The 12,385-nt window shown below is 61.2% G+C and carries 13 protein-coding genes; 4 read left to right on the forward strand and 9 right to left on the reverse strand.

The genetic code is table 11. The features are described from left to right. Positions 1 to 58 precede the first annotated feature (58 nt). From HX817_RS01595 to HX817_RS01620, 6 genes are read right to left on the reverse strand one after another with little or no spacing between them, the layout of a single operon-like run. A complete protein-coding gene (locus HX817_RS01595) occupies positions 59 to 1,729 on the reverse strand; it encodes an acyl-CoA synthetase family protein (RefSeq protein ID WP_177022518.1) in 1,671 nt (556 codons plus the stop codon). Next, positions 1,726 to 2,271 (reverse strand): hypothetical protein, encoded by a 546-nt coding sequence (locus HX817_RS01600; RefSeq protein WP_177039686.1) that lies wholly within the window; start codon positions 2,269 to 2,271, stop codon positions 1,726 to 1,728. The genes HX817_RS01595 and HX817_RS01600 overlap by 4 nt, the downstream gene beginning before the upstream one ends. Further along, positions 2,268 to 2,522, reverse strand: a complete 255-nt coding sequence (locus HX817_RS01605; RefSeq protein ID WP_003209389.1) for an acyl carrier protein — start codon at positions 2,520 to 2,522, stop codon at positions 2,268 to 2,270. Before HX817_RS01605 ends, HX817_RS01600 begins: the two co-directional genes overlap by 4 nt. A gap of 9 nt (positions 2,523 to 2,531) precedes the next feature. Then, entirely contained in the window at positions 2,532 to 2,801 is a 270-nt protein-coding gene (locus tag HX817_RS01610) for a phosphopantetheine-binding protein (RefSeq protein WP_008439197.1), read from the reverse strand. After that, on the reverse strand, positions 2,779 to 3,591 hold the full coding sequence (locus HX817_RS01615) for a 1-acyl-sn-glycerol-3-phosphate acyltransferase (protein WP_008439194.1): 813 nt from the start codon (positions 3,589 to 3,591) through the stop codon (positions 2,779 to 2,781). Before HX817_RS01615 ends, HX817_RS01610 begins: the two co-directional genes overlap by 23 nt. Continuing rightward, entirely contained in the window at positions 3,567 to 4,289 is a 723-nt protein-coding gene (locus tag HX817_RS01620) for a beta-ketoacyl synthase chain length factor (RefSeq protein WP_177022516.1), read from the reverse strand. Before HX817_RS01620 ends, HX817_RS01615 begins: the two co-directional genes overlap by 25 nt. A gap of 348 nt (positions 4,290 to 4,637) precedes the next feature. Here HX817_RS01620 and HX817_RS01625 point away from each other — a divergent pair, with 348 nt between their 5' ends. Together HX817_RS01625 and HX817_RS01630 are read left to right on the forward strand one after the other, a co-directional pair. Further along, positions 4,638 to 5,408 (forward strand): ParA family protein, encoded by a 771-nt coding sequence (locus HX817_RS01625; protein ID WP_003209397.1) that lies wholly within the window; start codon positions 4,638 to 4,640, stop codon positions 5,406 to 5,408. A gap of 441 nt (positions 5,409 to 5,849) precedes the next feature. Then, positions 5,850 to 6,098 (forward strand): DUF6124 family protein, encoded by a 249-nt coding sequence (locus tag HX817_RS01630; protein ID WP_003209399.1) that lies wholly within the window; start codon positions 5,850 to 5,852, stop codon positions 6,096 to 6,098. Here HX817_RS01630 and trxC read toward each other — a convergent pair. Next, the gene (gene trxC, locus HX817_RS01635; RefSeq protein WP_003209402.1) at positions 6,086 to 6,520 is read right to left on the reverse strand and encodes a thioredoxin TrxC; all 435 of its coding nucleotides are present in this window, start codon (positions 6,518 to 6,520) and stop codon (positions 6,086 to 6,088) included. The two genes, HX817_RS01630 and trxC, sit on opposite strands and share 13 nt — an antisense overlap. 235 nt (positions 6,521 to 6,755) lie before the next feature. Between trxC and HX817_RS01640 the strand changes: the two genes are divergently transcribed. Further along, the gene (locus HX817_RS01640; protein ID WP_093202502.1) at positions 6,756 to 7,052 is read left to right on the forward strand and encodes a type II toxin-antitoxin system HigB family toxin; all 297 of its coding nucleotides are present in this window, start codon (positions 6,756 to 6,758) and stop codon (positions 7,050 to 7,052) included. Next, on the forward strand, positions 7,049 to 7,450 hold the full coding sequence (locus tag HX817_RS01645) for a type II toxin-antitoxin system HigA family antitoxin (RefSeq protein ID WP_177039687.1): 402 nt from the start codon (positions 7,049 to 7,051) through the stop codon (positions 7,448 to 7,450). The genes HX817_RS01640 and HX817_RS01645 overlap by 4 nt, the downstream gene beginning before the upstream one ends. Positions 7,451 to 7,456: 6 nt before the next feature. On the opposite strand, the gene selO is transcribed toward HX817_RS01645, so the two are convergent. Together selO and mscK are read right to left on the reverse strand one after the other, a co-directional pair. Next, complete coding sequence (selO, locus tag HX817_RS01650) at positions 7,457 to 8,920, reverse strand: protein adenylyltransferase SelO (protein ID WP_177039688.1); 1,464 nt, start codon at positions 8,918 to 8,920, stop codon at positions 7,457 to 7,459. Positions 8,921 to 8,970: 50 nt separating this feature from the next. Then, a complete protein-coding gene (gene mscK, locus HX817_RS01655) occupies positions 8,971 to 12,321 on the reverse strand; it encodes a mechanosensitive channel MscK (protein ID WP_008439184.1) in 3,351 nt (1,116 codons plus the stop codon). Between the last annotated feature and the right edge of the window lie 64 nt (positions 12,322 to 12,385).

A 12,385-nucleotide genomic window follows, 5' to 3' on the forward strand; every position in this document is an offset into this window, starting at 1 on the left:
TGCCTGGGTTGGGAGCGCTGCGCACTCCAGCGGGAGCAAGCTCCCTCGCCACAAAAGCTTAATCACTGACCCTCTCCAGCACGATCCGCCCACTGGAGCAGGCGGCCGCCTCATTGCGGTAGGCGAAGTACAACTTGCCGCGCTCCTGATCGAACCGCAGGTGCAGTTCGATCCGGTCATCCGGGCGTACCAGTTGCTGGAACTTGAGCACTTCCATCCCGGCGAACGGCCCCGGCAGCTTGAGCAGTTGCTGGCCCAGGCTCAGCGCCCAATCCACTTGCACCACACCCGGTAGCACCGGGGTTTGCGGGAAGTGGCCGCTGAAGTAGGCGAGGTCCGGCGGGATCGCCAGTTGCAGGGTCCATTCACCGTTGGCTTCGACTTGTTCCAGTACTTCCGGGGCTTTCGGGCGCGGTGCCAGCAGCAGGGCTTCGACGTCGGCCTGGGGCAGCTTGCCTTGGGTGTTCAGCGGCAATTGGCGCAACAGGCGCCAGCGGCGGGGCAGCGCCAGGGCTTCGCAGTGTTGGCTCAAGTGCTGGCGCAGGGTTTGGGTGACGGTGCGCCGGCCCTGGTTACGCAGGGCATGCAAGCCGTCTGCGCTGAGCACCACGAGGGCGCCGAGGGAGGCGCGGTTTTCCTGCACCACGCCCAGGCGCGTTTCAGCGACCCAGGCATGATCCATCAGCGCTTGTTCGAGCATCGGCAGGGAGATGCGTTTTTCCTCCAGCTTGACGATGCGGTCCAGGCGGCCGAGCAATTCGAAGCGGCCGTCGGCGTGGATGGTGGCGGCGTCGGCGGTCTGTTCGACATGGCCGGCGGGCAGGTATGGCGAGGCGATGCGCAAGGCGCCGTCGGCGTCCTGGCTCAGTTGCACGTCGGCAAACGGCTGCCACGGTTGTTCGCCCTGGCGCCAGGCGATGCCGCCGGTTTCCGAGCTGCCGAGGATTTCCGTCGGCCATTGCTGCAGGCGCTGATGCAGGCTGCCGGCGGCCTCAAGGGGCAAGGCGCCGCCGGAGGAAAACACCCGTTTGACCGGTGTAAGCGCTGGCCAGTCGAGGTTGTCACCCATGCGCTTGAGGAGCGCCGGGCTGGCGACCCAGGCAAATTGCGCATGCTCGCGGCTGGCGCGCTGCAAGTCCTCGGGAAATGCCAACTGTTGGCGCACAAAGGTGCGCCCGGCACACAACGGCCACAGCACCCGAAACAGCAAGCCATAGATATGCTGGGTGGCGACGCTGCCGATGATGCACGCCTCGCCCAGGTCGGCGCCCCACAAGGTTTCCAGCGCCTGGACTTCATTGGCCATCTGCCGCAGGGTTTTGTCGATGCGCTTGGGTTCGCCGCTGGAGCCGGAGGTGCACAGGCTCAGGCAGCAGGCGTCCAGGTCCAGGGCCGCGGCGCTTAATGGCGCTTGATACAGCGCATCCAGGTCGCCAGCTTTGGTCAGCCAGGCATCGACGACATCATCCCAGCGTTGGCGCGTTTGTGGTTGCAGGTCAGCGGGCAACAACACGCTGACGCCTGCTCGCCATGCACCCAGCAGCGCGATCGCCAGCAAGCCGGCATCTTCCAGGTACACCGCCAGGCGCTGGATGCCCCGGGCTTGCAACCCGGCGGCCAGGCTCAGGGACTTCTCCCACAGGTGTGGGTGATCCAGGGCAGGTTCGGTGGTGACCAAACGCTGCTCCACAGGCTCAAGCAGCAAGTGCTCAAGATTCAACCAATTCATACGCGGCCTCGAACCCTTTGTCGTACCAGCCATTCCACGGCAAACAACAGCCCCATCAGCCCGTAGGCGATCATGCCGTTGTACAACGTCCACCAGCTCAGCGGCGCCCACAGGGTGAGCGCGGCGGCGAGCAGGCCGTTACACAGGAAAAATACACTCCACACCACGGTGACCTGGCGGGTATACACAATCGCTTCTTCGGGCAGTTGCGGCTCGCTCATGCGCGCCAGGCGCTCGACCATCGGCGGCCCGTATTTCAGGCTCAGGCCGAACAGTGCCAGCATGAAGGCGCTGACCAGGCTCGGGTACCAGCGCAGCATCTGCGGGTTGTCGAACCAGGCGAGCAGCAGGCAAAAGACAATGATCGCCGCCGCCATCCAGCGGCTTCCCGGGCGCCTGGCGCCGTTCAGGGCGCGCAACAGCCACAGACTGCCCAGCAGCAGGCCAAATTGCCACGGGGCAAAATGCTCAGTGCCGTAATACACCGCAAAAGGGTACAGCAGCCCCGCCAGCAACAGGCCAAGGCCGATCAGCCGGCTCATGCGGCCGGTTGAACCAGACGGTAGACCGCCTCGACCACGTCATTCACGGTACGCACGGCCTTGAACTCTTCGGCGGCGATTTTCTTGCCGGTCTGGCGCTTGATGTGGTCGATCAGGTCCACTGCATCAATGCTGTCGATTTCCAGGTCCTGGTACAGGTTGGCGTCGAGCGTGACGCGTTCCGGTTCCAGTTCAAACAGTTCCACCAGGGCGTCGCGCAAGGTGTTGAAAATATCGTCACGAGTTTGCATGGTACGGTCTCAAGCTGCCTGTCGGGCCGTGACGAACGCCGCGAGGCTGGCCACGTTGGTGAAGTGATTGCGGGTGTCCTTGGCGTCGGCATCGATCTTGATGCCGTACTTTTTCTGGATCGCCAGGCCCAATTCCAGGGCGTCGACTGAATCCAGGCCAAGGCCTTCGCCGAACAGGGTTTGCTCGTTGCCGATGTCGCTCTCGCTGATGTCTTCCAGGCCCAGGGCCTCGATGATCAGCGTTTTTATGTCGTGCTCAAGGCGGTGTTGGTCGCTCATCTTCGGCGAGCTCCTTAATAAAATACTGGTGCAGGTAATCGTTGAGCTTGCGTGATGCCTGGGGCGCGGGCCCTTGTGCGGCAAACGCCTGTGGTTCTATATCGGCACCCACGCGCAAACTGAAGTGAAAGCGGCGATTCGGGATGCGATACCAGGGTTCGGCCTTGGTCAGGGTGGTGGGGCTGACCTTGATCACTACCGGAGTGATGATGCTCGCACCGCGCAGGGCAATGGCGGCGGCGCCGCGATGAAAGGTCGGCGCCTGGCCCGGTGAGGTGCGGGTGCCTTCCGGGAAAATGATCAGGGTCTGGCCGTCCCGCAGGGCATCGGCGGCGGCGTCGAGCATGTCGGCGCTGCCGTCGTTGCTGATGTAGCCGGCGTCGCGCACCGGGCCTCGGGTGAAGGGGTTCTGCCACAGGCTCTGCTTGACCACGCAGTTGGTCTGGCGCATCTGGGCGATCAGGAACACCACGTCCACCAGCGATGGGTGGTTGGCAATGATCATCTGGCCCGGGCGGCCGAGCTTTTCCGCGCCTTCGACGCTGTAGGTCAGGATGCCCAGGCGCATCATCATGCGGATAAACAACCAGAACAGGCAGCTGATGGTGTGGCGGGCGCGTCGCTGATGCTGTTTGGCATCACCCGGCAGGCAACTGAGCAGCGGAAACACCAGGACACGCAGGCACAGGCCGCCGAGGCCAAACAGGGCGAAGGCGGTGGCAGTGGCGAACAGGCGCCAGTAGTAGGCCTTCCGGGGCTTTTCGGTCAGGACTTGCGTTGCCAGTTCCATACTCGGTTCTTCCAGGCATGTTGGCAGGCGCCCTCTTCGTTCAGCAGGGTGCGCAGCAGGTTCAGGGCGTGGGGCCACTGGGCTTTGGTGGTGGGTTGGACAGCGGCTGTATTCAGTTCCAGCTGCCACTCGTCGCCCGGTGTCAGCAGCAGGCCGAGGGCGTAGGGGAAGGGCACGTCCTCGATCCAGCGCGCATAGGCTTCGGGGGGCTGTTCCTCGGTAATGATCAGCAATACAGCCGGTGCGCCTTCATTGAGCAGGGCAGCGGCTTCGAGCATGCCGTGCTCCAGGCCATCGCCGGCGGCGGCGAGGGCGGTCATTTCACTGGTTTCATTGCGCAGGATCGACCACAGGCCAATCACCGCGTTATGCACCGACAGGCTGAACTGGGTCGGCGACAGGGGCTCGTCGTTGGCCAGGTCGCTGAGAATATCGAGGGTGCGTGGGGTTTCGCCGTGACGGGAAACAAACACCAATGGCAACTGTTGCAAGCCTTCGGCCAGGGGCCAGCCCACACTGAAGGCCATGCGCGCCAGGCGGCTCAGGCGCCGGCGCTGCATGGCCGGCAGGAAGGACACATCGGGTGCCGCGTCGGTGCGGGCGAGCAATGTCGGCTGCCGGCACCAGGTGCGCCAGTCGTCCGCGCTTTCGAGCCCGGGAGCCCAGGCGCGCCATTGGGCGATGTTGAAATTGATCACTGAGAAGTTATCCCGCCCCTGCGGGCTTCCTTGTGCGGCCATTGGCCCCGAATACCGGGACAGGGTGCAATCGCCGAATGGCGCGCATTATCCCGGTGCTGCGGGGTTCTAGCAAACTTTGGTAAAGAATTGTTCACGGATGATTACAAATTCGCTGGAAAGAATTACCGATTGTCCATCATGCAGGTAGGGCAGCAGGTGTCAGGCAATTCCTGCTTTGTCGGACAGACGGGAAATTGTTATGCGAGATAGAGCCTCTGATGCTGTAGTACAGGAACAAACGAGGTAGCTAACGGGCGCTTTTGCCCTCTACACTCGGGTCATTCATTGATACACGGAGGTTTTTCCATGCGGCGCGTGGTGTTCAACCAAAAAGGCGGTGTTGGCAAGTCCAGCATTGCCTGCAACCTGGCGGCGGTCAGCGCCAGCGAAGGCTATCGAACCCTGTTGGTGGACCTCGATGCCCAGGCTAACTCTACCCAGTACCTCACCGGGCTGACCGGCGACGATATCCCCATGGGAATCGCCGACTTCTTCAAGCAAACCCTGTCTTCCGGGCCGTTTTCGAAGAAGAACCAGGTGGATATCTACGAAACCCCGTTCGACAACCTGCACGTCATCACCGCCACCGCGGAACTGGCCGACTTGCAGCCCAAGCTCGAGGCCAAGCACAAGATCAACAAGCTGCGAAAGCTGCTGGATGAATTGAGCGAGGACTACGACCGGATCTACCTGGATACGCCGCCGGCGCTGAACTTTTATGCCGTTTCAGCGCTGATTGCCGCTGATCGCGTGCTGATCCCCTTCGATTGCGACAGCTTCTCCCGCCAGGCGCTGTATGGCCTGCTGGCCGAGATCGAAGAATTGAAGGAAGACCACAACGAAGGGCTGGAAGTGGAAGGCATCGTGGTCAACCAGTTCCAGGCCCGGGCGAGCCTGCCGCAGCAGATGCTGGATGAATTGATTGCCGAAGGGTTGCCGGTACTGCCGGTGTACCTCACCAGCTCGGTGCGCATGCGTGAATCGCACCAGGCGAACATGCCGCTGATCCACCTGGACCCACGGCACAAGCTGACACAGCAGTTTGTGGAATTGCATAACTTGCTGGAAAACGCGTGATTTAGCAGGCAACACATCACCCATGTGGGAGCGGGCTTGCTCGCGAATGCGGTGGATCAGTCGAATTCTCTATTGACTGACTCACCGCATTCGCGAGCAAGCCCGCTCCCACATTTGGTCTTTGTTCCTACAGGGAAATCGTCGTCTTGCGCCGTTGCCTACAGTTACGCCAGAATCCGCCGGCTTGTGCGTCTGGATGGGCGTCTCTAAGGTTGCTCGGTCGCTGAATTCTCAGTGATCGGGTTTAGTAGCCCGAGTGTTTGTCGTTAAGTGCATAAGCTTCATCTTTCAGGCGCTGAGTCTGTGCTTGATGGTAGCTGTGCGTAGGGCGTCTTCGGGCGCGCCGGCTTCGACATTTCCCGGTCTACTAACCTGCGTACAGCTGCCACCCTAATTCGTTTAGTAGCGATCAGATGGCGGCTCCAATCAGGAATGTCGACCATGTTTAAAGCTACTCCAAATCCCCCGTCGTACCTTTTTACAGTCAGCCCCGGCCAAGCCACCGAAACCTTGATCCTCAATACCTACGAAACCTTCTCCTCAGTCACCACCCTCTTGCTCGACCTTTCCGACGACCTCACCGGCAAGCAGCGCGATGTCGCGTTGGCCATTCATCAATTGAGCGAATTGGGCGTATTGCTGATGGGGCAGGTGATGGACCGGGGCGTCCCGCTACCTCAAACGCCCTGACTGCGCAGCCAGCTCATCAACTGCGGTAACGGAAACGCACCGCTCTGACGCGCCACTTCCCGGCCATTCTTGAACAGGATCAGGCTGGGAATCGAGCGAATCCCCAACTGAGCGGATAACTGCTGATTGGCCTCGCTATCGAGCTTGGCCAATCGACACTTCCCGGCCAACTGCCCGGCGGCCTGCTCAAACACCGGCGCAAACGACTTGCACGGCCCGCACCATTCGGCCCACACATCCACCAGCAACGGCAGGTCGCCCTTGATCTGGCTGGCGTAATCGCCCTGTTTCAGCTCAAAGGGTTTGCTTAACAGCACCGGTTGCTTGCAACGCCCGCATTTAGGCGCATCGCCCAGGCGTTCATTGGGGATGCGGTTAAGACCGTTGCAGTGGGGGCAGGGGATTACTAGAGAGTCGGACATGCTGGGCTCCGTGAAAGTGGCCAATGGGTTCTATTTGGAGCCGGGAAGGGTGTTTATCAAGGTTCGACGCTAGTGACGTACGCGTTCACATTTTTGGTGGTGACTTCTATCGCGGCGTATCTAGGCTGTTGAAGGGTGCTTGGAATTGCGCCACTGGTCCGCCAAGGAATATCGCAGATTGCGATATTTTTTCGGCAAGACTAACCTTCATAGCAAGATGCGATAAGGATGTTGCATGCGAGTGATCAGCGAAAAAAGGATATGGGAAGCGAAAGAAAGATGGCCGCATTCAGCCACGGCACTGGATGAGTGGTATCGCAGAATGAAACGCAACAGTCCCGCCGACTTTGCGTCGATGAAAGGAATGTTCCCTGCAACAGACAAAGTCGGGCAGTTCCATGTGTTTGACATCGGGGGCAATAAGCTGAGGTTGATTGCCTTCGTGCATTACCAAGTACAACGAATTTATATCAAGTACCTGTTCGATCACCGTGAATATGAGCAAGGTAAATGGAAGGAGAAAATCAGATGAGCGCACTCATCAGGCAGGCTGCCGAACACTGGCAATTTGTTTCGCCATTGCTGCGCAAGCCAAGAAACGAGGCGGACTACGATACCTTGGTCAGCGCCCTCGACGAATTGCTGGACCTGATAGGCGAAGATGAATCCAGCCCGCTCATGAGCCTGGTGGATATCCTCAGTGACTGGATCGAGGCCTACGATGTCGAGCACCGGCCGATGCCCGTTGCCAGTGGCGTTGAAGTGCTACGTTCAATGATGCGAGAGCATGGCTTGACCCAAAGTGATCTCCCGGGCGTTGGTGCGCAGTCGGTTGTCTCTGAAGTACTTAGTGGCAAACGCCAGCTCAACCTGCGGCAGATTCGTTGGCTGGCGGAGCGCTTTGGGGTTTCAGTGGAGACCTTTATCTAGGTCGCGCTATGAAGAACAACTAATCTCCAAATGCTTCCCCCAATCCGGCGGCCGCTGGGCGTATCGTTCCATCCCCGGCTGCTCTTCAAACGGTTTGGTCAGCACTTCATGCAGCCGGCGCACTTCGCTGTAATCCCCAAGCTCCGCCGCCTGGATGGCGTTCTGCGCCAGGTAGTTGCGCAGGATATAAAGCGGATTCACCCCATGCATCCGCTCACGTCGCTGTTCTTCTGTGCCGCCGGCGTCGCGTTCCACACGGGCTTTGTACAGGTCCGCCCACTCATCAAATCCCTTGAGGTCGACAAAATCGTCGCGCAACCGCGCCACGGCCAATGCGGCGGATTCATCCCCCAGCCGGCGGAAGAACAGGGTGTAGTCGACGCCGCTGTTCTGCATCAGTTGCAGCAGGCGCTCCACCAGTTTCTGGTCGTCATCTTCGGCGGTGGTGAGGCCCAGTCGGCGGCGCATCAGGTCCAGGTAGTGGGCCTGGAACAACGGCAGATACAGCCCCAGCGTTTCCCGCAGCGCCTCGACGCTGATAAACGGCGTCAACGCCTGGGCCAGTGCGCTCAGGTTCCACTGCCCGATCGGCACCTGGTTGCTGAAGGAATAACGCCCTTCATGGTCGGAGTGGTTGCAGACGAACTGCGCGTCGAAATCGTCCAAAAATGCAAACGGCCCGAAGTCGAAGGTGATGCCGAGGATCGACATGTTGTCGGTGTTCATCACTCCATGGCAGAACCCATAGGCCTGCCACTTGGCGATCAACTCGGCATTACGCTCGACGATTTCGCGGAACATCGCCAGGTACGGCTCGGGCTGTTCCATGCATTCCGGGAAGTGCAGGGACAGCACGTGCTCCGCCAATTGCTTCTGCAATTCAGGCTTCTTGGTGTAGTAGAAATATTCGAAATGCCCAAAGCGCACGTGGCTGTGGGCCAGGCGCAGCACCATGGCGGCGCGCTCCTGTTTCTCGCGCCACACCGGCGTGGTGGAACCGATCACACACAGCGCACGACTGCTGGGAATGCCCAGCGCATGCAGTGCTTCCGACGCCAGAAACTCCCGGATCGACGAGCGCAACACCGCACGACCATCGCCCATGCGCGAGTACGGGGTTTGCCCGGCACCCTTGAGGTGCAGGTCCCAATGCTCGCCGGCCTGGTTGTACACCTCGCCCAGCAACAATCCGCGGCCATCCCCCAGTTGCGGGTTGTACGAGCCAAACTGATGCCCGGAATAGATCATCGCCCGCGGCTCGGCCTCGGCCCACAGCTTGTGCCCGCCGAACAGCTCGGCAAATACCGGCGTTTCGGCCACGCCAGGGTCGAGATCCAGCAGCGCCATGGCTGCCTCGCTCGCCACCACTAAACGCGGTTCGTCGATGGGCTCGGGCAGCACATGGGTTGAGAAGCCGTCGCCCAGGCGGGCGAAGCGGTTGTCGAAGGTCAGTTCGTCGAGGGCTTTCAACGGCCATCTCCTGAGCAGAATGTCCGACCATTCTGCTGGGGATAGCGCGTTTAGTCGAGTTTGGCGGGCGGCGGCTCGGGCAGGTCCTGGTCCTGGGCGGGCGGCAGGATGGTCCGGTTTTCTTCTTCCACCGGCACCAGCTTGTATTCCTGGCCATGCAGGTTCTTCAGGTAAACCTCCATCTGCCGGAACGAGATGTTGATGTGGTGGTTCTTGAACTCGCGGTTGATGAAGCGGTTGACCTCATCGATCACCGGGTTGCGGTCGCCCAGGTCCCGTACATGCATGCGCAGTTCGTGATCGAGGGTGCTTTCACCGAAGTTGAGGAAGTACACGTGGGGCGCCGGGTCCTTCAGCACGCGTGGGTTTTCGGCGGCGGCCTTGAGCAGCAATTCCTTCACCAGGTCCAGGTCCGAGCCGTAGTCCACGCCCAGTTTCAGGGTGACCCGGGTGATGGTGTCGGTCAGCGACCAGTTGATCAGTTGCCCGGTGATGAACGTTTTGTTCGGGACAATGATGTCCTTGCGGTCGAAGTCAGTGATGGTGGTGGCGCGGATGCGGATCTTGCTCACCGTGCCCGACAGGTTGCCGATGGTGATGGTGTCGCCGATCCGTACCGGGCGCTCGAACAGGATCATGATGCCGGAGATGAAGTTGGCGAAGATTTCCTGCATCCCGAAACCCAACCCCACCGACAGCGCGGCCACCAGCCATTGCAACTTGTCCCAGCTCACGCCGAGGGTCGACAGGGTGGAGACAAACCCGACGCCGGCAATCACATAGGACAGCAAGGTGGTGGTGGCGTAGGCGCTGCCCTGGGCCAGGTCGAGCTTGGACAGCACCAACACTTCCAGGAGGCCGGGCAGGTTGCGCGCCAGGGCGAAGGTGATGCCGATGATGATCAGGGCGCCGAGCAAGTCGCCGATGCTGATGGGCACCATGCTGATATTGGCGCCGGTGCCGCTGGTGTATTCGTAGAGGGTGACGTTGTCCAGGTAGGAAAACACCGAGATCAAGTCGGACCATACCCAGTACAACGCAGCGATAAAGCCGCCCAGCAGCGCCAGGCGAATCAGGCGCATCGACTGTTCGTTGACCTGTTCGATGTCCAGGGTCGGCTCTTCGATCACTGCTTCACCCTCACCGGCTTCCTTGGCGGCCTGGCGTTTGGCCAGGGCCCGCGCATAGGCCAGGCGCCGTGCCGCAACGCCCAGGCCACGTACGAAGGTGGCTTCGATCACCAGCCAGAACATCAGCAGGTACAAGGTGTTGATCAGCCGGTCGCTGAGCTTGAGGGCGGTGTAGTAGTAGCCAAAACATACGGCGATAAACAGCGCCACCGGCAGTGCCGTAAACACCAGGCCCACGGCCTTGCGAAACAGCGAGGCTTTTTCATGAGTCGGGCTGTTGAGCAGCAGGCGCCCGAGCAGCCACGCCATCAGTGCGTAGCAGGTCAGTACCACGCCGATGCCCAGCACATCGTCGGCCAGCGCTGCCGGCTGATGCTCGGCGATGGCCACCACGGCCACCAACGCCAGTACCACGAGCCCGAGCTTGCGTACCCAGCCCTGGAGGAATTCGACCTGGGGTTTTTCCCAGCGGAAGTGCAACTCGGCGACGCCGCCGGGCGCGAGGATCCGATACGCGGTGTAGAACACCAGCCACGCCTGGGCGATCTGCAGCAGGGCGGCGCCGAGGTTGGCGTTTTGCCCGCGGGCGTCGATCTGCAGCGCATAGCCGCAGAGTGCCAGGCCCAGGGCCACCGGCATCGCCAGCGCGATATTCACCAGGATCGCCACCGGCGTGTGCCACTGGCTGTCGCGTTTGAAGTGGCCGATGTCCATATGGATTTTTTTCAGCCGGGCATACAGGTAGCTGCGACGCCACAGCAGCGCGCCGATCAACAACAGCAGGGGCAGGAACAGCAGCGGGCGCTGGGTCAGGCCGTCATACAGCTCGCTGACGCTGGAGGCCCACGGCAGGGTATTGACCTGTTTGCTCAGGTGCGCCGGTACGGTTTCCAGCCATTCGGTATCCAGCGGCTTGTTGCTGGGAATCCAGAACATCTGTTCGTCGAGGGTCGCCCGCAAGGTGGTGGCGGTGCTCAGCAGTTGTTTCTGGTTCAGTTGCAGGGTGATGGATTCGTTGAGCAGTGCGCTCAGTTCCCGGCTCAAGCGTTCCAGCAGGTCGCTGCGGGTGATCGCCAGTTCCAGCAGGGTGCGCCGCAGTTGTGGCGTCACCTGGTCGGCCGGCTGGTTGGCCAGCAAGCTGTCGACGTAGGTGCTCGGGGTGCTGATCAGTTCGCGCTGCTGGTTGACCTCGAACTGGTACAGGCGAATGTTGGCGATGTCATCTGCCAGGTCGCGGTCCACGGTCAGGCGCGGGAGGGCCTGCTTCTGTTTGTAGAGGATCTTGGACAGCAACAGGCTGCCCTTGAGCACGTTGATCTGCTCGTCCAGCGCCGAGTCGCTTTGGGTCACGCTGTCCAGTTGCTGCTTGGTTTGCAGGTTTTTCTGGGTCAGCTCGTTGAGCCGGTCAGTGCTTTTGAGCAGGTAGTCGGACAGTTTCAGGTTGGCCGCGCTTTCCGTGGCGAGCAGGCTGCTGCCACCGGCCTTCTGGGCTTCGATGGACTGCTGGGTCACGGTTTCCTGGGACTGGGCCAGGCGTTTCTGGTTGATCAGGGTTTGCAGGTCCTGGATTTCCTGCTCCAGGCGCGCGGTCTTTTCCAGCACCAGGTCGTGCTGGCTGTTGCCCAGGTCTTGCAGTTGGCTGTTACCGGCCAGTTCCTGGCGGCGCAGGGGAATCAGGGCGTTGAGGGCGGCCAACTCGGCATTCAGCTGGTTGCGCTGGTCGCCGCTGAGGGTCTTGCCGTTGTCCTTGCCTGCCTTGAGAGTCGCGTTGATCTGCTGGATACGTGTCTGGCTGCTGCTGATTTCGGTCTGGGCGCGCTCGGGACGGGTTTGGGCCGCGATGGTCAGGCTGTTGGCGTCGGCCAGTTCCTTTTGCAGGTCGCCTTGCTGGGTGGTGCGCTGCACCAGCAGTTGTTCAAGTTGCGGCACGGGCAAGGTGGCGTAGCGCTGGGCGACGGGAATCACCTTGGTGGCCTTGAGGCGGGTCAGTTCGCGCTGGTTGTCGACGGTCTGGCGCGGCGCGTCTTCGAGCTGGCGCTTGAGGTCCACCAGGCGCTGCTGGTAGTCCTGCTGGTTGCCGAGGAAGGTGAGCGTTTGCTGCAGGATGCTTTGCAGCGCCTTCATATCGGCGTCGGGCAGCTTGCGGTCCGGCAGCTTGTCCAGGGTTTGCTGGACGGAATCGATGCTGGGCGGGTCGGCCGCGTGTACGGTGCCGACGCAGAGAGTCAGGCCCAGCAGGGCAGTGGCGAGGAAAGTGCGCAGGGTTGTCATAGAGACCGGTCGAGCAAGGTGAAAAATAGGGGGCGTCCCGACATCGACTGGCGCGCCGTCGCCC

Source organism: Pseudomonas sp. C6002 (assembly GCF_013385805.1).
GTDB lineage: Bacteria > Pseudomonadota > Gammaproteobacteria > Pseudomonadales > Pseudomonadaceae > Aquipseudomonas.

Excerpts from the sequence above, each read along its gene's own strand:
- trxC (WP_003209402.1), bottom strand. The coding sequence starts at position 6,520 with ATGTCCGACTCTCTAGTAATCCCCTGCCCCCACTGCAACGGTCTTAAC.
- HX817_RS01645 (WP_177039687.1), top strand. The coding sequence starts at position 7,049 with ATGAGCGCACTCATCAGGCAGGCTGCCGAACACTGGCAATTTGTTTCG.
- HX817_RS01625 (WP_003209397.1), top strand. The coding sequence starts at position 4,638 with ATGCGGCGCGTGGTGTTCAACCAAAAAGGCGGTGTTGGCAAGTCCAGC.
- HX817_RS01610 (WP_008439197.1), bottom strand. The coding sequence starts at position 2,801 with ATGAGCGACCAACACCGCCTTGAGCACGACATAAAAACGCTGATCATC.
- HX817_RS01595 (WP_177022518.1), bottom strand. The coding sequence starts at position 1,729 with ATGAATTGGTTGAATCTTGAGCACTTGCTGCTTGAGCCTGTGGAGCAG.
- HX817_RS01600 (WP_177039686.1), bottom strand. The coding sequence starts at position 2,271 with ATGAGCCGGCTGATCGGCCTTGGCCTGTTGCTGGCGGGGCTGCTGTAC.
- mscK (WP_008439184.1), bottom strand. The coding sequence starts at position 12,321 with ATGACAACCCTGCGCACTTTCCTCGCCACTGCCCTGCTGGGCCTGACT.
- HX817_RS01640 (WP_093202502.1), top strand. The coding sequence starts at position 6,756 with ATGCGAGTGATCAGCGAAAAAAGGATATGGGAAGCGAAAGAAAGATGG.
- HX817_RS01615 (WP_008439194.1), bottom strand. The coding sequence starts at position 3,591 with ATGGAACTGGCAACGCAAGTCCTGACCGAAAAGCCCCGGAAGGCCTAC.
- HX817_RS01630 (WP_003209399.1), top strand. The coding sequence starts at position 5,850 with ATGTTTAAAGCTACTCCAAATCCCCCGTCGTACCTTTTTACAGTCAGC.
- HX817_RS01605 (WP_003209389.1), bottom strand. The coding sequence starts at position 2,522 with ATGCAAACTCGTGACGATATTTTCAACACCTTGCGCGACGCCCTGGTG.